The 20,444-nt window shown below is 73.6% G+C and carries 19 protein-coding genes; 14 read left to right on the top strand and 5 right to left on the bottom strand.

All coding sequences use genetic code 11. From position 1 onward, the window contains the following. Positions 1–15 precede the first annotated feature (15 nt). Positions 16–837 carry a pentapeptide repeat-containing protein gene (locus CRP29_RS10570; protein ID WP_097195028.1) on the top strand — a complete coding sequence of 274 codons (822 nt, stop codon included), beginning with the start codon at positions 16–18 and terminating at the stop codon, positions 835–837. On the opposite strand, the gene CRP29_RS10565 is transcribed toward CRP29_RS10570, so the two are convergent. Then, positions 834–1,037, bottom strand: a complete 204-nt coding sequence (locus CRP29_RS10565) for a DUF5703 family protein (protein ID WP_097195027.1) — start codon at positions 1,035–1,037, stop codon at positions 834–836. The two genes, CRP29_RS10570 and CRP29_RS10565, sit on opposite strands and share 4 nt — an antisense overlap. A 133-nt stretch (positions 1,038–1,170) precedes the next feature. Here CRP29_RS10565 and CRP29_RS10560 point away from each other — a divergent pair, with 133 nt between their 5' ends. The 4 genes from CRP29_RS10560 (at position 1,171) to CRP29_RS10545 (ending at position 4,848) form a co-directional block, all read left to right on the top strand. Next, positions 1,171–1,434 carry a hypothetical protein gene (locus CRP29_RS10560; protein WP_097195026.1) on the top strand — a complete coding sequence of 88 codons (264 nt, stop codon included), beginning with the start codon at positions 1,171–1,173 and terminating at the stop codon, positions 1,432–1,434. Between the two features lie 182 nt (positions 1,435–1,616). After that, positions 1,617–2,846 (top strand): quaternary amine ABC transporter ATP-binding protein, encoded by a 1,230-nt coding sequence (locus CRP29_RS10555; RefSeq protein WP_097195025.1) that lies wholly within the window; start codon positions 1,617–1,619, stop codon positions 2,844–2,846. Beyond that, complete coding sequence (locus CRP29_RS10550) at positions 2,839–3,822, top strand: ABC transporter permease (RefSeq protein ID WP_245852731.1); 984 nt, start codon at positions 2,839–2,841, stop codon at positions 3,820–3,822. The genes CRP29_RS10555 and CRP29_RS10550 overlap by 8 nt, the downstream gene beginning before the upstream one ends. A 102-nt stretch (positions 3,823–3,924) precedes the next feature. Beyond that, positions 3,925–4,848 (top strand): glycine betaine ABC transporter substrate-binding protein, encoded by a 924-nt coding sequence (locus tag CRP29_RS10545; RefSeq protein WP_245852730.1) that lies wholly within the window; start codon positions 3,925–3,927, stop codon positions 4,846–4,848. A 75-nt stretch (positions 4,849–4,923) separates the two neighbouring features. Here the strand turns inward: CRP29_RS10545 and CRP29_RS10540 are convergent, their stop codons facing one another. Together CRP29_RS10540 and CRP29_RS10535 are read right to left on the bottom strand one after the other, a co-directional pair. Beyond that, entirely contained in the window at positions 4,924–6,912 is a 1,989-nt protein-coding gene (locus tag CRP29_RS10540) for an AAA family ATPase (RefSeq protein ID WP_097195024.1), read from the bottom strand. Further along, positions 6,909–7,889 (bottom strand): aldo/keto reductase, encoded by a 981-nt coding sequence (locus tag CRP29_RS10535; protein ID WP_097195023.1) that lies wholly within the window; start codon positions 7,887–7,889, stop codon positions 6,909–6,911. Before CRP29_RS10535 ends, CRP29_RS10540 begins: the two co-directional genes overlap by 4 nt. A gap of 93 nt (positions 7,890–7,982) precedes the next feature. Here CRP29_RS10535 and CRP29_RS10530 point away from each other — a divergent pair, with 93 nt between their 5' ends. From CRP29_RS10530 to CRP29_RS10505, 6 genes are read left to right on the top strand one after another with little or no spacing between them, the layout of a single operon-like run. After that, a complete protein-coding gene (locus CRP29_RS10530) occupies positions 7,983–8,888 on the top strand; it encodes an undecaprenyl-diphosphate phosphatase (RefSeq protein ID WP_245852729.1) in 906 nt (301 codons plus the stop codon). A 25-nt stretch (positions 8,889–8,913) separates the two neighbouring features. Continuing rightward, a complete protein-coding gene (locus CRP29_RS10525) occupies positions 8,914–9,612 on the top strand; it encodes a histidine phosphatase family protein (protein WP_097195021.1) in 699 nt (232 codons plus the stop codon). A gap of 50 nt (positions 9,613–9,662) precedes the next feature. Then, positions 9,663–10,214 carry a DUF3090 family protein gene (locus CRP29_RS10520; RefSeq protein WP_097195020.1) on the top strand — a complete coding sequence of 184 codons (552 nt, stop codon included), beginning with the start codon at positions 9,663–9,665 and terminating at the stop codon, positions 10,212–10,214. A gap of 14 nt (positions 10,215–10,228) precedes the next feature. Then, a complete protein-coding gene (locus tag CRP29_RS10515; RefSeq protein WP_097195019.1) occupies positions 10,229–10,978 on the top strand; it encodes an SCO1664 family protein in 750 nt (249 codons plus the stop codon). A 12-nt stretch (positions 10,979–10,990) separates the two neighbouring features. Beyond that, entirely contained in the window at positions 10,991–11,824 is an 834-nt protein-coding gene (locus tag CRP29_RS10510) for an acyl-CoA thioesterase (protein WP_141437100.1), read from the top strand. A gap of 14 nt (positions 11,825–11,838) precedes the next feature. Continuing rightward, complete coding sequence (locus tag CRP29_RS10505; protein ID WP_097195017.1) at positions 11,839–12,225, top strand: VOC family protein; 387 nt, start codon at positions 11,839–11,841, stop codon at positions 12,223–12,225. Between the two features lie 97 nt (positions 12,226–12,322). Here CRP29_RS10505 and CRP29_RS10500 read toward each other — a convergent pair whose 3' ends face one another. After that, entirely contained in the window at positions 12,323–13,039 is a 717-nt protein-coding gene (locus tag CRP29_RS10500) for a maleylpyruvate isomerase family mycothiol-dependent enzyme (protein ID WP_097195016.1), read from the bottom strand. A 75-nt stretch (positions 13,040–13,114) separates the two neighbouring features. On the opposite strand from CRP29_RS10500, the gene mshC reads away from it, so the two are divergent. Continuing rightward, positions 13,115–14,407 (top strand): cysteine--1-D-myo-inosityl 2-amino-2-deoxy-alpha-D-glucopyranoside ligase, encoded by a 1,293-nt coding sequence (gene mshC / locus CRP29_RS10495; protein ID WP_097195015.1) that lies wholly within the window; start codon positions 13,115–13,117, stop codon positions 14,405–14,407. Continuing rightward, positions 14,407–15,501, top strand: coding sequence for an HD domain-containing protein (locus CRP29_RS10490; protein WP_097195014.1), 1,095 nt, complete (start codon positions 14,407–14,409; stop codon positions 15,499–15,501). The genes mshC and CRP29_RS10490 overlap by 1 nt, the downstream gene beginning before the upstream one ends. 57 nt (positions 15,502–15,558) lie before the next feature. Here CRP29_RS10490 and CRP29_RS10485 read toward each other — a convergent pair whose 3' ends face one another. Beyond that, positions 15,559–16,425, bottom strand: a complete 867-nt coding sequence (locus CRP29_RS10485) for a PAC2 family protein (protein WP_097195013.1) — start codon at positions 16,423–16,425, stop codon at positions 15,559–15,561. Positions 16,426–16,649: 224 nt separating this feature from the next. On the opposite strand from CRP29_RS10485, the gene metH reads away from it, so the two are divergent. Further along, positions 16,650–20,444: a methionine synthase gene (gene metH, locus CRP29_RS10480; protein WP_245852728.1), complete on the top strand. Its 3,795-nt coding sequence runs from the start codon at positions 16,650–16,652 to the stop codon at positions 20,442–20,444.

Below are 20,444 nucleotides of genomic sequence, written 5' to 3'. Positions count from 1 at the left end.
TAGGCTGGGCGGGCCATGACCTCCCGTGACCTCCCGATCGTCCCGGCGCGGGAGGGGCTGTCCGCCGACTGCTCCCGGTGCGCGGGGCTCTGCTGCGTGGCTCCCGCGTTCGCCGCGTCGGCGGACTTCGCGATCGACAAGCCGGCCGGCACCCCCTGCCGGCACCTGCAGGACGACTTCCGCTGCGGCATCCACGACCGGCTGCGACCGGAGGGCTTCCCCGGCTGCACGGTCTTCGACTGCTTCGGCGCCGGCCAGCGGATCACCCAGCAGACCTTCGAGGGGCGCAGCTGGCGGGAGTCACCGGAGCTCGCCGCCGCGCAGTTCGCCGTCATGCCGGTCATGCGGCAGCTGCACGAGGTCCTCTGGCACCTGGCGGAGGCCGCGACGCTGCCTGCCGCCGCGGCGCTGCACCCCGCCGTCGCGGACGCCCGGGTCGAGACCGAGCGGATGGCCGGGCTGGGCGCCGACGAGCTGCGTGCGCTCGACGTGGCCGCGCACCGGGCGCGGGTGGGTGCGCTGCTGCAGCAGGTGAGCGACGCCGTCCGAGCGCCGGCCGGTCCCGACCGCCGCGGCGCCGACCTCATGGGGCGGGATCTGCGCCGGACGAGGTTGCGCGCGGCGAGCCTGCGGGGCGCCTACCTCATCGGCGCCGACCTGCGCGGCACCGACCTCGGCACGGCCGACCTGCTCGGCGCGGACCTCCGGGCGGCCGACCTGCGGGGGGCGGACCTCTCCGCGTGCCTGTTCCTCACCGGACCGCAGCTGGAGGCCGCCCGGGGCGACGCCGCCACGCTGCTCCCGGCCGGGCTCCGGCGTCCGCAGCACTGGGCCTAGATGACCGGGCCGGGCAGGTAGGAGAGGCGGGAGCGGCGGCGCAGGATCACCTTGCGGGTGCCGTCGGGGTGCAGTTGGAGCCGGGCGAGCTCCCAGCCGCCGACGTCGGACTGCAGGCTCAGCATGGTCGCCGCCGCGGACCGGGACGTGCCCGGCGGGATCCGCAGCGGCGCGAATTCGTACTCGGCAGACGCCTCCATCGGCCCGATTGTGCCTGGCGGACGCCCGCCGGTCACGCCGTCGTCGCCGCCCGGCGACCGGCCGGCCTGCCGAAACGGCCTCCGGGCGGCAGGATGGACCCCGACCTGACCGCTGAGCCCGACGGAGGACGACGTGACCGATCCCGGTACCGCCAACGACGCCGACCGCGCGGAGCAGGAGGCTCTCGTCGACCCGGCTGCGGTCTCCGTGGCCGGTGACGCGGTGGCGCCCGGGGACGGCGTCCCGGAGGCCGACGCCCTGGAGCAGCAGCTCGCCGCGCGCCCCGGCGAGACCGGCAGCCCGTCCCGCCCGGTGGGGGATCGCGAGGCGGACGAGGCCGACGTCCTGGAGCAGGAGACCGACGTCCCGGCCGACGAGGACGACATCCCCGGCTGATCGCGGCACGCCATAGCAGACGGGGAAATGTGACGATCGCGTTGCGGAAGTCTGTCGAAAGCTGTTCTCGACGCCTGTCGCGCCTTCGCCCTCGCTAGCGTCGATCGTCGGGCCGCGCACGGTGCGACCCGGCACGACGCGTCCGGCGACCCACGCCGCCGGATCCCCGGCGAGAGGTACCTGTGACCGCACTTCGCGTCGACGGCCTGTTCAAGGTCTTCGGTCGACACCCTGACCAGGCGGTGGACCGGCTCCGTGCCGGCGCCTCCGCCGACGACATCCGCGCCTCCGGCGCCACCCCCGCCGTCATCGACGTCAGCCTGGCGGTGGAGCCGGGCGAGATCTTCGTCGTCATGGGCCTGTCCGGCTCGGGCAAGTCCACCTTGATCCGCACGCTGAACGGCCTGCTCGAGCCGACCGCGGGCACGGTCCACGTCGGCGACGACGAGATCACCGCGCTCAGCGGCAAGCGACTGCGCGAGGTGCGGCAGCGCCGGATCAGCATGGTCTTCCAGCACTTCGCGCTCCTCCCGCACCGCAGCGTCGTGGAGAACGCCGCCTACGCCCTCGAGGTCCGCGGCGTCGACCGCCGCACCCGGCTGGCGGCGGCGAACGAGGCGCTGGCGCTCGTCGGCCTCGAGGGTCAGGCCGACAAGCGCCCCGACCAGCTGTCGGGCGGCATGCAGCAGCGCGTCGGCCTGGCGCGCGCCCTGGCCTCGGAGGCCGACGTCCTGCTCATGGACGAGGCGTTCAGCGCCCTGGACCCGCTCATCCGCCGCGAGATGCAGGACCAGCTCCTGGAGCTGCAGGCCCGGCTGGGCAAGACGATCGTCTTCATCACCCACGACCTCAACGAGGCCATGCGCCTGGGGGACCGGATCGCCATCATGCGCGACGGCCGGCTCGTCCGGCTCGGCACGCCGGAGTCGATCCTGGCGAACCCCGGCGACGAGTACGTCGAGCGCTTCCTCGCCGACGTCGACCGGTCCCGCGTGTTCTCCGCGGGGGACGTGATGGTCCCGACGTCCACCGTCTCCGTGGACGTCACGCCGGAGACGGCGCTCGCCGCGCTCCGCGAGCGCGGCGCCTCGGCGCTCACCGTGGTCGACGGCGAGGGCCACCTCGTCGGAGTCGTCACCGGGGCGGACCTGCTGAGCTCCTCGGGGGACGTCGCCGCCGCGGTCCGGCCGCCGGCCGCCCGCGTCACCCCCAGCACATCGCTGGCCGACCTGCTCGCCCCCGCGGGTGCGAGCGAGGCGCCCGTCGTCGTCGTGGACGAGTCCGGCCGCCCCTGCGGGCTGGTGGACTCGCGTGCGGTGCTCGCCGCCCTGGCCGGCTCGGCATCCGACGGGCGTCCTCCGGCCGGCTCGGTGGGCGACCGCGCCGACCAGCTGGAGGGGTCCCGTGGCTGAGCCGACCACCATCCTGGCCGTTGACGAAGGACCGCTGCCCCGGGTGCCGGTGGGCGAGTGGGTGGACACGGCGATCGACTGGCTGAAGGACAACTTCGACCCGTTCTTCGACGCCGTCAAGACGGGCACCGAGACCTCCGTGGAGGGCGTCACCGACGGGCTGCTGGCTCTCCCGCCGCTGCTGTTCGCCGCGATCCTGGCGGCGCTGGCGCTCGTCGTCCGGTCCGCCGTGTTCGCCGTGGGCTCCCTGCTCGGGTTGCTGCTCATCCAGAGCATGGAGCTCTGGGAGCCGGCGATGCAGACCCTGGCCCTCGTCCTCGTCGCCACGCTGGTCGCGATCGTCATCGCGATCCCGGTCGGGATCGCCGCTGCCAAGAGCAGCCGGGTGAGCGCCGTGGTGCGGCCGGTGCTCGACCTCATGCAGACGATGCCGGCGTTCGTCTACCTGATCCCGGCCGTGACCTTCTTCAGCATCGGTCTGGTGCCCGGCGTCATCACCACGATCATCTTCGCCCTGCCGCCCGGCGTCCGGCTCACGGAGCTGGGCATCCGCCAGGTGGACCGGGAGACGGTCGAGGCCGGGCACGCGTTCGGCAGCTCCCCGTGGCAGATCCTGCGCGGCATCGAGCTGCCGCTCGCCCGGCCGACGATCATGGCCGGCGTCAACCAGGTGATCATGCTGGCGCTGTCCATGGCGGTCATCGCCGGACTGATCGGCGCGCCCGGGCTCGGCCAGGTGGTCGTCACCAGCATCTCCCGGCTGAACATCGGGCTGGGCTTCGAGGCCGGCCTGTCCGTGGTGATCCTGGCGATCTTCCTGGACCGGCTCACCTCGTCCTTCGGGGAGCGCCGGCGCGAGGGCGGGCTGCGCTCCAGGCTCGTGCGCCGGCGGACCGCGCCGGCCGCGGGCACGCCCGTCGTCGCTGCCGAGGACACCGTCCCGGCGAGCCGGCCCACCGCGGGCGCCGGCATCTGACCCGCACGAAAGCCGACCGGGTCCCACGAGGGCGCCCGGCGGACGAACACGTTCGACGACGGTCCGCGACGACGCGGGCCGCACCGACGAGAGGAGCACCACGTGACCGTGCACAACCGAAAGCGCCGCAGCCTGCGGGCGGCGGCAGGTCTCGCCGCGCTCGCCCTGGCGGCCACCGCCTGCGGCAGCGACGACGAGGGCAGCGACACCAACGCCTCCGGTGAGGGCGGCAGCAGCTGCGAGTCGGTCACCCTCGGCTTCATCCCCTCCTGGACCGACGGCCTGAGCATGGCCCACCTGTGGCAGAACGTGCTCGAGGACAAGGGCGTCGACGTCGAGTTCTCGGAGATCGCCGACGCCGCCCCGCTGTACGCGGGCCTCGCCGGCGGCGACGTCGACGTCTACCCGTCCGCCTGGTCGGAGGTCACGCACGCCGACTACATGGAGGAGTACGGCGACGACATCGAGGACCTCGGTGCCTGGTACGAGGGCGCGGTGCTGACCCTGGCCGTCCCCGAGTACGTCGACATCGACTCGATCGCCGACCTCGCCGGCAACGCCGACCGGTTCGACGGCCGCATCGTCGGCATCGAGCCCGGCGCCGGCCTGACCCGGACCACCAAGGAGTCGGTGATCCCCGCCTACGGGCTCACCGACTACCAGCTGGTCGAGTCCTCCACGACCGCGATGCTCGCCGAGCTGCAGTCCGCCGTGGACGCGGAGGAGGACATCGTCGTCACCCTGTGGCGTCCGTTCTGGGCCAACAGCGAGTTCCCGATGAAGGACCTCGCGGACCCGGAAGGCGCGCTCGGTGACTCCGAGGGCCTGCACAACCTGGCCCGCAGCGGCTTCTCCGACGACTGCTCCGACGTCGCCGAGATGATGGGCGACTTCACGCTCACCGACGAGCAGTACGGCTCGCTGGAGAACCTGGTCGTCAACGAGTACGGCGAGGGCCAGTACCCCGAGGCGATCGAGGCGTTCTTCGAGGAGAACCCGGACGTCGAGGAGACCCTCAAGGGCTGATCGACCCCTCTCGCCCACGGGCGCGGCACACCTCCGGGTGTGCCGCGCCCGTTCGCGTTCGCGGACGCTGCCGGGTCAGCCGGCCAGGTCCGCGGCGTACTCGGCCAGCAGTCCGGCCAGCCGGGTGCGCCGCGGCCGGACGTCGACCTCGCGGACGGCCCGCATCAGGGCCGACCCGCTGGCGTGCACGATCGACAGGTGCTTCTGCGCGCGGGTCAGCGCGGTGTAGACCAGCGGCCGCGACAGCATCCCGCCCGCCTCGGGCGGCAGGACGACGACGACGCCGGGCCACTCCGAGCCCTGCGCCCGGTGCACCGTGATCGCCCAGCCGTGCCGCAGGTCCGAGAGCGCCGACCCGGTGACCGTGACCGGACCCGAGCTGAAGTCGATGTTCAGCGAACCCTCGCCGGCCTTGGTCACCACGCCGACCTCGCCGTTGGCGAAACCGATCGGCTCCAGATCGAGGTGGTTGGCGGTGGCCACGACGCGGTCGCCCGCGTCGAAGCCGAACACCGTGCCGTCGCCCGGGTTCAGCACCGCCTTGAGCGCCTTGTTCAGCTCGATCGTCCCGGCCGGCCCGCGGTGCACCGGCGTCACCACCTGGACCGCGCCCGGCTCGATGCCCAGCGCCCGCGGGATCGAGTCGGTGACCAGCTGCACGACCCGGCGGGCCGCCTCGGCCGAGCCGGTGGCCGGCACGATGACGACCTCCCGGTCGGGGGAGTCGACCGCCGGCAGCTCCCCGCCCCGCACGCCGGTGGCCAGCCGGGCGATCGCGCCGCCCTCCGCCTGCCGGTAGAGGGTGGTCAGCTCGGTGACCGGGACGGCTCGTGAGTCGATGAGGTCGCCGAGGACGTGCCCGGGCCCGATCGAGGGCAGCTGGGCGGGATCGCCGACCAGCAGCAGGTGGGTGCCGTCCTGGCAGGCCTCGAGCAGCGCGGCGGTGAGCTCGACGTCGAGCATCGAGGCCTCGTCGACGACGACGACGTCGGCGTCCAGCGGCCACTCCTCGTTGCGCGCGAACCCGCCGGTCATGCCCTGCGCACCGAGCAGCCGGTGCACGGTGACCGCGGGGTGGTCGGTGAGCTCCTCCAGCCGCTTGGCCGCCCGGCCGGTGGGCGCGGCCAGCGCCACCTCGGTGCCCTTCGCCTGCAGCAGCTTCACGATCGCGGCGACCGTGCGGCTCTTCCCGGTGCCGGGGCCGCCGGTGAGCAGGCTGACCCCGGCGCCGAGGACCTGCGCGACGGCCTGCTTCTGCGCCTCGTCCAGGCCCTTGGACACCGAGCGCACCGACGCCGGGTCGGCGATCCGCTCGGCCGCCGCGGCCAGGCGGGCGACGTTCTCCGCGACGGCTTCCTCGGCCATGCCGTAGCGGGCCAGCGACAGCATCCGCAGCGCCGGGTCGGGCTCGGCGGGCTCGGCCGTGTCGGCATCTCCACCCGCCCCGTCGTCCTCGTCCGGCAGCGGTGGCTCGTGCTCGAGCACGTCGCCGCCGTCGACGGCCGCCACGATCGCCGCGGCCGGATCGGTGATGCCCTCGGCACGCAGCGCCGCCACCACCAGGTCGGCCGGGAGCACGGTGTGCCCGTCCCGGGTCGCCGTCCGCAGCGTGAGGCCCACGATCGCCCGGCCGCGGCGGCCGTCCTGCCGGTCGGCGCCCTGGAGGACGGCGATCGCCAGCCGGTCGGCCTCGGCGAGCGAGACGCCGGGCAGGCTCAGCAGCGCCCAGGGATCGTCGCGCAGCCGTCGCGCGGCGTCGGGCCCGAGGGCGTCGGCCACACCCGCGGCCAGCTTGGCCTGCAGGCCGGCCCCGATCAGCATCTCCACCACCTCGTAGGTGGGCGCGGCGGCCAGGAAGCTGGAGAAGAGCCGGTCGGCGCGCTGCCGCCCGACCCGCGGGATCTTCTGCAGCCGGTCGGCGCTGACGTCGTCGGGGGCGGTGATGCCGGCGGCCGGGAGCTCCGCCGCCGTCCGGCGGCCGAGGCCGGGCCAGAGCCCGGCGGCGCAGAAGGCGGCGAAGACCGGATCCGCGCCGGGGGCGGGGGCGGGGGCGGCCGCGGTCACCGGTCCGCCCGGCGCTCGGGATAGCCGGCGGGTGCTGCGGAGACGTCCTCGAGCGCGGTGCGGATCGCGGCCGGCAGCCGGACGCCGTCGGCGTCGAGCGAGGCCTGCAGCTGCTGCGCCGTCCGGGCGCCGACGACGGGGGCGACGACGCCGGGGCGGTCGCGGACCCAGGCCAGCGCCACGCCCAGCGGGCTGGTGCCCAGGCCCTCGGCGGCGGTGATCACCGCCTCGACGATCCGGTCGGACTTGGGCGAGCGGAGCCCGTCGATGAACGCCTGCCACTGCTGCGAGGCGCCCCGGGACTCCGACGGCGTGCTGTGCCGGTACTTGCCGGTGAGCAGCCCCCGGCCCAGCGGTGACCAGGCCAGCACGCCGAGCCCGAGCGCCTCCGCGGCGGGCACGACCTCGCGCTCGACGCCGCGCTGCAGCAGCGAGTACTCGACCTGGGTGCTCACGATCGGGGTGCGGCCGGGCCAGGCGCGCTGCCAGGTGGCGGCCTGCGCGGTCTGCCAGCCGGAGAAGTTGCTGATGCCGATGTAGCGGGCCCGCCCGGAGGAGACGGCGAGGTCGCAGGCGGCCAGCGTCTCCTCCAGCGGCGTCGCGTCGTCCCAGGCGTGCACCTGCCACAGGTCGACGTGGTCGAGCCCGAGCCGCTGCAGGGAGGCGTCCAGCGCGGCGAGCAGGTGGCCGCGCGAGGCGCCGCGGCCCATCGGGCCGGGAGCGGTGCGGCCGGCGGCCTTGGTGGCGACGAGCACGCTGTCGCGCGGGACGACGTCGGTCAGCAGATGCCCGAGGATCCGCTCGCTCTCGCCGTCGCAGTACACGTCGGCGGTGTCGATCAGCGTGCCGCCGGCGTCGACGAAGGCCGTGAGCTGCATCGCGGCCTCGTCCTCGTCGGTGTCCCGGCCCCAGGTCATCGTGCCCAGCGCCAGGCGGCTGACGACCAGACCGCTGCGCCCGAGCGCCCGTTGTTCCACGACCGGCAAACCTACCGGCGCGACGCACCCCGCACGCGGGACCACCCACAGCCTCGGAGCGGCGCGCCGGAGCGGTGCAGGGTGCCGCCTAGGGTGACCGGTCGTGCCCGACTGCCTGCTGCCGACCGTCCCTCCCGCGCGCTGATGGGCTGGTTCGAAGCCGTCGTCCTGGGGCTCGTCCAGGGGCTGACCGAGTTCCTGCCGATCTCCTCCAGCGCGCACCTGCGCGTGGTGGGGGAGGCGTTCGGCTGGGACGACCCGGGTGCGGCCTTCACCGCGATCACGCAGATCGGCACCGAGGCCGCTGTCCTGCTGTACTTCCGGCACGACATCTGGCGGATCCTCACCGCCTGGTTCGCCTCGCTCGGCGGCCGGCGGAAGGGCGACCCCGACGCCCGCATGGGCTGGCTGATCATCGTGGGCAGCCTGCCGATCGGGATCCTCGGCCTGCTGTTCGAGGACGACATCGAGACGACGTTCCGCGACCTGCGCATCGTGGCGACGGCGCTGATCGTCTTCTCGCTGATCCTGTTCTGGGCCGACCGGGTGGGCGCCAAGCAGCGGCAGCTCGACCAGCTCACCGTGGGCCACGGCATCGGGTTCGGGTTCGCCCAGGCGATGGCGCTGATCCCCGGCGTCTCCCGCTCCGGCGGCACGATCACCGCCGGGCTGTTCCTCGGCTACTCGCGCGCCGCGGCCGCCCGCTACTCGTTCCTGCTGGCGATCCCCGCGGTGCTCGCCTCGGGCTTCTACCAGGCCTACGACGAGCTCAGCGGCGGCGACGGCGCCGGGGTCGGGGTGTCCTGGGGGCCGACGATCCTCGCCACGGTGCTGGCGTTCGGCGTCGGGCTGACCGTCATCGCGTGGCTGCTGCGCTACCTCGACCGCGGTTCGTTCACGCCGTTCGTCGTCTACCGGATCGCCCTGGGCGTCCTGGTGCTCGTGCTGGTGTTCAGCGGCGTGCTCGACCCGGAGCCGGTCGCCTCGTCCGTCCGCTGAGCGTCGCGCCCGTAGGCTCGCGCCCGTGACCACGGTGATCCTGCTCCGGCACGGGCGGACCACGGCCAACGCCGGCGGCATCCTGGCCGGCTGGACGCCCGGCGTGCAGCTCGACGAGGCGGGGCAGGCGCAGGTCGCCGCGGTGGGGGAGCGGCTGGCGAAGGTGCCGCTCGCGGCTGTCGTCAGCAGTCCGCTGGAGCGCTGCGTGCAGACGGCGTCGGCGGTCACCGCCGGCCGCGACCTGGAGCTGCGCACCGACGACCGGCTCGGCGAGGCCCGCTACGGCGACTGGACCGGCCGGGCGATCAAGGAGCTGGTCAAGGAGCCGCTCTGGAAGGTCGTGCAGCAGCACCCGTCGGCCGCCGTCTTCCCCGGCGACGAGGGGGAGGGCCTGGCCCAGACCCAGGCCCGCGCCGTCGCCGCCGTCCGTGCGGTCAACGCCGAGCTGGGCCCCGACGCCGTCTGGCTGGCCTGCAGCCACGGTGACGTCATCAAGGCGGTGCTGGCCGACGCGCTGGGCCTGCACCTGGACCAGTTCCAGCGGATCGTCGTCGATCCGGCGTCGATCTCGGTGGTCACCTACACCGAGACGCGACCCTTCGTCGCGCGCATCAACGACACCGGCGGCGACGTCTCGGCGCTGATCCCGGCGCCGAGGAAGCGCGGCCGCCGGAAGGCGTCCTCGGACGCCGTCGTCGGCGGCGGAGCCGGCGCACCCTCCTGACCTCCCCGCGCCGACGGCGAGCCCCGGCTCCGCCCGCGTAACCTGGGCGCGTGCCCCGTCAGGTCCATCTCTTCGACCGTCCGAGCCGCTTCGTCGCCGGCACCGTGGGCCAGCCAGGGGACCGCACGTTCTACCTCCAGGCGTCCGACGGCACCGGCCGCACGGTCAGCGTCGCCCTGGAGAAGAACCAGGTCCAGGTGCTGGCCGACCGCATGGCCGAGCTGCTCGACGAGGTCGCCGGCCGCGCCGACGCGGTCATCCCGCCCGACGCCGACGTCGACGACCTCGATCCGCTCACCCCGCCCGTCGACGAGGAGTTCCGCGTCGCCGCCATGGGGCTGGCCTGGGACGGCTCCGAGCAGGCCGTCGTCGTCGAGGCGGTGGCCGCGGGCGAGGAGCCGATCGAGGAGGACGCGATCCTCTCCGACGCCGACGAGGGCCCGGACGCGCTCCGGGTGACGATCACCCCGATGGCGGCCCGCGCGTTCATCGCGCGCGCCCGCCGGGTGATCTCCGCCGGGCGGCCGTCCTGCCCGCTGTGCTCGCTGCCGCTGGACGCCACCGGCCACGTCTGCCCGAGGCAGAACGGTTACCGCCGCTGACCGGCGGTGAGCCGATGAGCGAGCAACCCGCCGAGCCGGTCACCCGGCCGCCCGCCGACGACGCCGAGGCGCTGCACCTGCTGCGCACCGGCGAGATCGACCTCGAGGGCCGGATGCTCGACGCCTCGAACGTGACCCTGGTGGGCAGCATCCGGTCCGGCGACGTCGGCGGCGAGTGCGTCTACAAGCCGGTCGCGGGGGAGCGGCCGCTCTGGGACTTCCCCGACGGGACGCTCGCCGGCCGGGAGATCGCCTCGTTCCTCGTGTCGGAGGCCACCGGCTGGCGGGTCGTGCCGCCGACGGTGCTGCGCGACGGCCCGTTCGGCCCCGGCATGGTGCAGCTCTGGATCGACGGCGACGAGGAGATCGACCTCGCCGAGTACGTGCGCCGCGACGACCCCGCGCTGCGCCGCATGGCGGTCTTCGACGCGGTGGTGAACAACGCCGACCGCAAGGGCGGCCACATCATCCCGATGCCCGACGGCCACGCGTACGGCGTCGACCACGGCATCTGCTTCTCCGTCGAGCCCAAGCTGCGCACCCTGCTGTGGCGCTGGGCCGGCCGGCCCCTCCCGCTCGCCTCGCTCGAGGTGCTGGAGCGGCTGGCCGAGGACCTGCGCGGCGCCCTGGGCGAGGAGCTGCACGAGCACCTGACCCGCCGCGAGGTGCGCCGCACCCAGCAGCGGGTCGCCGACCTGCTGCGCACGAAGCTGCACCCGGAGCCCAGCGGCGACTGGCCTGCGCTGCCCTGGCCGCCCTTCTGAGACAGTGTCGGGGTGGGTGATCTCGGCACGGACACGCAGGTGGAGCAGGTCGACGAGGGGCGCTTCACGGCGATCCCGTCGCCGGAGTGGAACATCTGGGGGCCGATGGGGGGCTACATCGCCTCCTTCGCCCTCCGGGCCGTGGGCGCCACCGTCCCGGACCACGAGCCGGCCGCGTTCTCCTGCCACTACCTCGGCGTGGCCCGCCCGGAGCCGATCGACATCGAGGTGCGCAGTGCCAAGCCCGGCCGCACGGCGGGCTCCTCGACCGTCTCGATCACCCAGGGCGGGAAGCCGATCCTGAACGCGATGGTGTGGGCGGTCGCCGGCGTCGAGGGCCTCGAGCACGACGAGTCCGTGCCGCCCGCCGTCCCCGGGCCCGACGAGCTGCCGTCGCTGGACGCGCTCGGCCGCCGGGAGGGCTCCTCGACGGTGATCCCGTTCTGGAACAACATCGAGAGCCGACCCGTCGACGCCGAGGGTCTCGGGCGGCCGGACGGCCCGCGCCCCGCCGTGTGGCAGCAGTGGCTCCGGTTCCACACGACGGCGACCTTCGCCGACCCGTGGGTGGACGCCACCCGCTCGCTGATCCTGGTCGACCTGCCGAGCTGGCCGGCGGCGGTCCGCCCGCACGCCTGGCAGCGGCCGGCGTTCACCGCCCCCACGCTGGACCTGAACGTCGCCTTCCACCGCCCCGCGACCGAGGAGCCGTGGCTGCTCTGCGACGGCTCGGCCCCGGTCTCCACCCGAGGGATGTTCGGCTGGCGGGCGAACGTGTGGTCGCCCAGCGGGAAGCTGCACGCCTCCGGTGGCGGCCAGTGCCTCTACCGGCGCCTGCCCGCCTGAGGGAGGGGGCTCCCGTGCCGCACCGCAGCCGCCTGTCGATCCTGCTGCTCGACCTGCCCCCGGAGCACCACGCCGCCGGCTCCGCGTTCTGGGCGGGGGCCACCGGGCGCCCGTCCGCGCCCGACCCGGACGATGCCGCCTGGGCCTCGCTCGGCTCGTTCGCGGACGGCTGGCACGTCGAGATCCAGCGGACGGGGGAGGGGACGCCGCCGCGCTGGCACGTCGACATCGAGACCGACGACATCCCGGCCGAGGTGGCCCGGCTGGAGGCGCTGGGCGCCACCCGGCACCGGGACATGGGCAGCTTCTGGCAGATGAAGGACCCGGCGGGGATGGTCTTCTGCGTCGTCGGGATCCAGACCGGCGAGGAGTTCGAGCGCCACGCGGTGACCTGGCCCTGAGGTCCGCCGGCTGGGTGCAGCCGCGCCATCCACCGTTCAGCCGCACCGTGACGCGGCTGAACGGTCGCCCGGGCGGCGGGACACCGGGACCGACGACCTAGTCGAGGTCGACCAGGCCGATCATCGCGGCGGCCTGGAGGCCGTCGCCGTCGACGGTGAGCACCTCCAGCGGCACCCGCCGCCAGACCGCGAGCAGCAGGTCGCCCGCGGTGCCGGTCAACGCCGCGATCGGGAAGGGCCGCGAGCCGGGGAAGAGGGTGCGCTCGGCGTCGACGTCGACGGCGTGGAGGACGACGGGGTGCGCGTCCGCGGGCGGCCCGTCGGGCAGCGCGCCCGGGACCATGACCTCGAGCCACTCGTCCAGCCCGTCGAGGCCGACGTCGGCCGGGACCGGGCGGACGTCGCCCAGCACCTGCTCCACGTCGACGGTGTGCACCGTGGCCTCCTGCAGCTGCCGGCGAAGCACGAAGCCGACGTCCTGCCGGCGCGCCCAGGTCCACACGTGCTCGCGGGGGTCGGCCGCGGCCAGCGCCGCCTCCAGCTCCGCGCTGCGGGCCGCGCCGTACGCGAGCAGCTCGTCGTCGGGATGCCGGACCGGCTCGACGTAGCCCTCGGGGCTCTGGGCGCGGGTCCGCACCACCCAGGTCCAGAAGCGCTGCACCTCGGCCAGGTGCCAGACCAGGTCCGCCAGGGACCATCCGGGGCAGCCCGGCACGCGGGCTGCCCAGCCGTGGTCCAGGACGGCGGCCGCCGCGGCGTCGGCGAAGCGGGCGTCCGTCCGGCGCAGCGCCGGGAGGTAGTGGTCGAGCTCCATGGCGTCCCTCCCCGTCGGGTGACCGCGCCGGACGGGCGGCCCGGAGTCGTCGCACCCGCAATCTAGGCTCGGGTCGTGCTCTCCTGGCCCGCTCCGCTCCTGCCGACCCTTCCCGGGACGGGTTCCGTGCTCAAGGTCCACGACACCGCGCGCGGCGAGGTGGTGCCCACGACGCCGGACCGCACGGCGCGCATGTACGTCTGCGGCATCACGCCCTACGACGCCACGCACCTCGGCCACGCGGCCACCTACCTGGCGTTCGACCTGGTCAACCGGGTGTGGCGGGACGCCGGCCACGCGGTGCACTACGTCCAGAACGTCACCGACATCGACGACCCCCTGCTCGAGCGCGCCGACCGGGACGGCGAGGACTGGGTCGTCCTCGCCATGCGGGAGACGGCGCTGTTCCGGGAGGACATGACGGCGCTGCGCGTGCTGCCGCCGGAGGACTACGTGGGCGCGGTCGAGTCCATCCCGCGGGTCGTGGCCCACATCGAGACCCTGCTCGACGAGGGCCTGGCCTACGTGCTCGACGACGGCACCGGCGACGTCTACCACGACATCTCCCAGGCGCCCGGCTTCGGCAGCGAGTCCCGCTACGACGAGGCGACCATGCTGCGCTTCTTCGCCGAGCGCGGCGGTGACCCCGACCGCGCCGGGAAGCGGCAGCCGCTGGACCCGGTGCTCTGGCGCGGCGCGCGCCCCGGCGAGCCGTCGTGGCCCGGCCCGCGCGGCACCGCCGGCCGCCCCGGCTGGCACATCGAGTGCGCCGCGATCGCCCTGGACACCATCGGCATGGGCTTCGACGTCCAGGGCGGTGGCAGCGACCTGATCTTCCCGCACCACGAGTACTCCGCCGTGCACGCCGAGGCGCTGACGGCGGCGGCATCGGGGGAGAAGGGGCCCTTCGCCCGCGCCTACGTGCACGCCGCGATGATCGGGCTCGACGGCGAGAAGATGAGCAAGAGCCGCGGCAACCTGGTCTTCGTCTCCAAGCTGCGCGGTGAGGGTGTCGACCCCATGGCCATCCGGCTGGCGCTGCTGTCCGGGCACTACCGCACCGACCGGGCCTGGACGCCGGCGCTGCTCCGCGAGGCGCAGGAGCGGCTGGGCACCTGGCGGCGCGCCGTCGCCCAGGACACCGGCGCCCCGGCGGGCCCGGTGCTGCACGGCCTGCGCGACCGGCTCGCCGACGACCTCGACAGCCCGGGCGCGATCGCGGTCGTCGACGCCTGGGCGGCGGCGACCATCGCGGGGACCGGCGAGCAGGAGGAGCAGGCGCCGGCGATCGTCTGCGACGCCGTCGACGCGCTGCTCGGCGTGGCGCTGGACTCGTGCGCCGAGGCGCCCGCGTTGCAGGACGGCTGATGACGGCCGGGCCCCGCGACCACGCCGCCCCGTTCCGGTTCACCGACCGGGCCGCGCGGGAGCGCGCCGAGGAGCAGCTCGCCCCGGCCGCCTGCCGGGCGGCCGCCACCCGGGGCCGGGCACGCCCGGAGGCGGAGGACCCGCTGCGGACGGCGTTCGAGCGTGACCGGGACCGGATCCTGCACGCCAAGGCCTTCCGCCGGCTCAAGCACAAGACGCAGGTCTTCCTCAACCCGGACGGCGACCACTTCGTCACCCGGCTCACCCACACCCTGCAGGTCACCCAGGTCGCCCGGTCACTGGCCCGCGCGCTGGGGCTCAACGAGACCCTCGCCGAGGCGATCGCGCTGGCCCACGACGTCGGGCACTCACCGTTCGGGCACATCGGCGAGGACGCGTTCGACCCCTACGTCCCCGGCGGCTGGCACCACGCCGCGCAGGGCGTGCGGATCGTCGAGGTGCTCGAGGACCTCAACCTCACCTGGGAGGTGCGCGACGGCGTCCGGGCGCACAGCTGGAAGATCAGCCCGCCGCCGTCGACCCGCGAGGCGGAGTGCGTGCGCTATGCCGACCGGATCGGCTACCTGTCCCACGACGCGCTGGACGCCGTCCGCGCCGGGGTGCTGCGCCCCAGCGACCTCCCGGCCCGCACCCGCGCGGTCTTCGGCGAGCCGGGCAGCGAGATGGTCGGCGCCATGATCGACGCCGTCGTGGCCGGCTCGCTGGCCCCCGGCGCCGAGCACGTGGTGATGGCGCCGGAGCCGCTCGAGGCGATGCACGAACTGCGGGCGTTCATGTTCGAGCGGGTGTACGAGTCGGAGACCGCCGCCGGGCAGAAGCACGTCGCCGTCGACGTCATCCGGCGGCTGGTCGACCACCACCTGGGCCACCCGGAGCTGCTCCCTGCGTCCTACCGCGACACGGAGGCCGACCCGGTCACCCAGGTCGTCGACTACGTCAGCGGGATGACCGACCGGTTCGCGCTGAACACGCACGACCGCCTGTTCGACGACGACGCCGCCGCACGGCTGACGCCATTGCTCCGCGATCCTCCGGATCGCACCGCGGCCGATTCCCGTCCCAGCCTGCGCTGAGCTGGTCCGTCGTTCGACCGCGGAGACCCTGCGGGCCCCCACTCCTCACGACAGAGCTCAGGCGCCGCTCGTGTTCCCCCGGCGCTTGAGGTAGCGCTCGAACTCGCGGGCGATCTGGTCGCCGTTGGCCTGCGAGAGGTCGCTCTCGGTGGCCCGCTCCTCGAGCGAGCGCACGTACTCGACGACCTCCTCGTCCTCGCTGGCCATCTCGTCGACGGTCTGGACCCACTCCTCGGCCTGCTGGGGCAGCGTCCCGACCGGCACGGCGATCTCCAGCACCTCCTCGACGCGGCGCAGCAGCGCGAGCGTGGCCCGGGGCGAGGGCGGCTGCGAGACGTAGTGCGGCACGGCCGCCCAGAAGCTGATCGCCGGCAGGCCGGCCTGCACGCAGGCGTCCTGGAAGACGCCGAGGATCCCGGTCGGGCCCTCGTACCGGGAGGTCTCCAGCCCGTAGGCCTGGGCCGACTCGTCGTCGTAGGCCGAGCCGGTGACCGGCGTCGGGCGGGTGTGCGGCGTGTCGGCCAGCAGCGCGCCCAGGGAGACGACGGTCTGCACGTCCAGCTCCTGCAGCAGCGCGATGAGCTCCGCGCAGAACGAGCGCCAGCGCATGTTGGGCTCGATGCCGCGGACGAGCACGACGTCGCGGGGGCTGCCCGGGGGCCGGGCCACCGAGATGCGGGTGGTCGGCCACTCGATGCGCCGGCTCACCCCGTCGATCAGCGAGACCGTCGGCCGGTTGACCTGGAAGTCGTAGTAGTCCTCGGGGTCCAGCGCGGCCAGCGGTGTCGCGTCCCAGATCAGCTCCAGGTGCTCGACCACGCCCGTCGCGGCGTCGCCTGCGTCGTTCCAGCCCTCGAAGGCCACGACCACCACCGGCTCGGTGAGGTCGGGCAGGTCCTCGGCGCTGTCCTTCGGGTCGATCACCCCTCCCAGCCTACGTCGATCACCCGCGGCGGTCGGGCTCCGCGAGGTGGGCAGCCCGAACAGGGGACCGGCTCGAACAGGGGACTCCGCTCACCGGAGGACGCGGAAGTGAGACCATGGAGCCGACATCGGGACCGCCCAAGCCTGGGCCAACCCGCCGGGGTGCCGGAGTTCGCACGCGCAGAGCCCGCACCCCACAGACGAGCACACCATGGGGATCACCTGTGTCCGAGTCACCCGTCCTCCGCCCCGACGCCACGGCCGAGCTGACCGCCCTGCTCGAGCAGCGCATCCTCGTGCTCGACGGCGCCATGGGGACCGCGATCCAGCGGGACCGCCCGGACGAGGCCGGCTACCGCGGCGAGCGCTTCGCGGACTGGCCCAGCGACGTCCAGGGCAACAACGACCTGCTCAGCATCACCCAACCCGAGCTCATCGCCGGCATCCACCGCGAGTACCTCGAGGCCGGCGCCGACCTGCTCGAGACCAACACCTTCAACGCGACGACGATCTCGCTGAACGACTACGGCATGTCCGACCTCGCCTACGAGCTCAACCTCGCCTCGGCCCGGCTCGCCCGCCGCGAGGCCGACGCGATGACCGCCCGCACCCCGGACAAGCCGCGCTACGTCGTCGGCGCCATCGGGCCGACCAGCCGGACGGCGTCCATCTCACCGGACGTGAACGACCCCGGCGCCCGCAACGTCACCTTCGACGAACTCGTCGCGGCCTACCTCGAGCAGGCCAACGGCCTGGTCGACGGCGGCTCCGACGTGCTGCTGATCGAGACGATCTTCGACACCCTCAACGCCAAGGCGGCGATCTTCGCCCTCGAGACGCTGTTCGAGGAGCGCGGCCGCCGCTGGCCGGTGATGATCTCCGGCACGATCACCGACGCCTCCGGGCGCACGCTGTCCGGCCAGGTCACCGAGGCGTTCTGGCACTCGGTGCGGCACGTCGAGCCGCTGCTCGTCGGTCTCAACTGCGCGCTCGGGGCTCAGGAGATGCGGCCCTACATCGCCGAGATCGCCCGGATCGCCGACACGTTCGTCTCCTGCTATCCCAACGCCGGGCTGCCCAACGCCTTCGGCGAGTACGACGAGTCGCCCGACGAGACCGCCGCGATCGTGGCCGAGTTCGCCGACGCCGGCTTCGTCAACCTCGTCGGCGGCTGCTGCGGCACGACGCCGGCGCACATCGCGGCGATTGCGCGCGACGTCGCGGGGAAGACGCCCCGCGTCGTCCCGGAGGTCCGGCCCGCGCTGCGGCTGTCCGGCCTGGAGCCGGTGACGGTCACCGAGGAGACGCTCTTCGTCAACGTCGGCGAGCGGACCAACATCACCGGCTCGGCGCGCTTCCGGAACCTGATCAAGGCAGGCGACTACCCGGCCGCCCTCGCCGTCGCCCGCCAGCAGGTCGAGGCCGGTGCGCAGGTCATCGACATCAACATGGACGAGGGGATGATCGACGGCGTCGAGGCGATGGACCGCTTCACCAAGCTCATCGCCGGCGAACCCGACATCTCCCGCGTCCCGGTGATGGTCGACTCCTCCAAGTGGGAGGTCATCGAGGCCGGCCTGAAGTGCGTGCAGGGCAAGGCGATCGTCAACTCCATCTCCCTCAAGGAGGGCGAGGAGAAGTTCATCCGCGAGGCCCGGCTGTGCCGCAAGTACGGGGCCGCCGTCGTCGTCATGGCCTTCGACGAGGACGGCCAGGCCGACAACCTGGAGCGGCGCAAGCAGATCTGCCGCCGCGCGTACGACGTGCTGACCCAGCAGGTGGGCTTCCCGGCCGAGGACATCATCTTCGACCCGAACGTGTTCGCCGTCGCCACGGGCATCGAGGAGCACGCGAACTACGGGCTGGACTTCATCGAGGCCACCCGCTGGATCAAGCAGAACCTGCCCGGCGCGCTGGTCTCCGGCGGCGTCTCGAACGTCTCCTTCTCGTTCCGCGGCAACAACCCGGTGCGCGAGGCCATCCACGCGGTGTTCCTCTTCCACGCCATCGCGGCGGGCATGGACATGGGCATCGTCAACGCCGGCGCGCTCGAGGTGTACGACGAGGTGCCGGCGCTGCTGCGCGAGCGGATCGAGGACGTCATCCTCAACCGCCGTCCGGACAGCACCGAGCGGCTGCTGGAGATCGCCGGCGACTTCGCCGGCGACGGCACCGTCAAGGAGGTCGCCACCGAGGAGTGGCGCAACCTGCCGGTGGGCGAGCGGATCACCCACGCCCTGGTCAAGGGCATCGACGCCTACGCCGAGTCCGACACCGAGGAGCTGCGCGCGCTGATCAGCGAGCGCGGCGGCCGGCCGATCGAGGTCATCGAGGGCCCGCTGATGGACGGCATGAACGTCGTCGGCGACCTGTTCGGGCAGGGCAAGATGTTCCTGCCGCAGGTGGTGAAGTCCGCGCGGGTCATGAAGAAGGCCGTCGCCTACCTCATCCCGTTCATCGAGGCGGAGAAGAAGCCCGGCGACGTCGAGCGCAGCAACGGCAAGGTCGTCATGGCCACCGTGAAGGGCGACGTCCACGACATCGGCAAGAACATCGTCGGCGTCGTCCTGCAGTGCAACAACTACGACGTCGTCGACCTGGGTGTCATGGTGCCGGCGCAGAAGATCCTGGACGCCGCCAAGGCCGAGGGCGCCGACGTCATCGGCCTGTCCGGGCTGATCACGCCGTCGCTGGACGAGATGGTCAACCTCGCCTCGGAGATGGAGCGCCAGGGCTTCGAGATCCCGCTGCTGATCGGCGGGGCGACGACGTCGCGCGCGCACACCGCGGTCAAGGTGGCGCAGAAGTACCACGGCCCGGTGATCTGGGTGAAGGACGCCTCGCGGTCGGTGCCGGTCGTTGCCGCGCTGCTGTCCGACGAGCAGCGGCCCAAGCTGCTGGCCGACACCGACGCCGAGTACGCCACGCTGCGGGAGCGGCACGCCGCCCGGCAGGACAGCCGCTCGCTGCTGCCCATCGCCACCGCCCGCGCCGCGGCCACCCCCGTCGACTGGACGGGCTACACGCCGCCACGCCCGCGGATGCTCCTGCAGCAGGCCAAGGACGTGTGCGACGGACCCGCGTGCACGCTCGGCACCGCGACCCAGTTCGTGCGGCACTTCCACGACTACCCGCTCGCGGAGCTGCGCGACTACATCGACTGGCAGCCGTTCTTCAACGCCTGGGAGATGCGCGGCCGGTTCCCCGACATCCTGCACAACCCGACGACCGGTGAGGCCGCACGGCGGCTCTACGAGGACGCGCAGGCGATGCTCGACCGCGTCGTCGAGGAGAAGTGGCTGCGCGCGTCGGGCGTCTTCGGGCTGTTCCCGGCCAACCAGGTCGCCGGCGACGACATCGAGGTCTACACCGACGAGGCGCGCGGTGAGGTGCGCACCGTGCTGCACCAGCTGCGGCAGCAGACCGAGGGCCGGGACGGATCGGCGCGCAAGTCGCTGGCCGACTTCGTCGCGCCCAAGGAGTCCGGGCTCCGGGACTACGTCGGCGCCTTCGCCGTCACCGCGGGGCTGGGCTCCACCGAACGCGTCCTGGCGTTCAAGAAGGAGCACGACGACTACAACGCGATCATGCTCGAGGCGCTGGCCGACCGGCTGGCCGAGGCGTTCGCCGAGCGGCTGCACGAGCGGGTCCGCAAGGAGTTCTGGGGCTACGCCACCGACGAGCGCCTGGACAACGAGTCGCTCATCTCGGAGAAGTACCAGGGCATCCGTCCCGCGCCCGGCTACCCCGCCTGCCCCGAGCACACCGAGAAGCAGACGATCTGGGAACTCCTCGACGTCGAGGCGCACACCGGCATCGAGCTCACCGAGAGCATGGCCATGTGGCCGGGCGCCGCGGTGAGCGGGCTGTACTTCTCGCACCCGGACTCGCAGTACTTCGTCCTGGGCAGGGTCGGCCGCGACCAGGTCGAGGACTACGCACAGCGCAAGGGCTGGACCGTCGACGAGGCCGAGAAGTGGCTCTCGCCGAACCTCGGCTACCGGACCGAGGACGAGTGA

Origin of the sequence: Blastococcus aggregatus, from assembly GCF_900221005.1 — a bacterium.
GTDB classification, from domain to species: domain Bacteria; phylum Actinomycetota; class Actinomycetes; order Mycobacteriales; family Geodermatophilaceae; genus Blastococcus; species Blastococcus aggregatus.
This window is presented reverse-complemented; position numbering and strand designations above follow the sequence as displayed.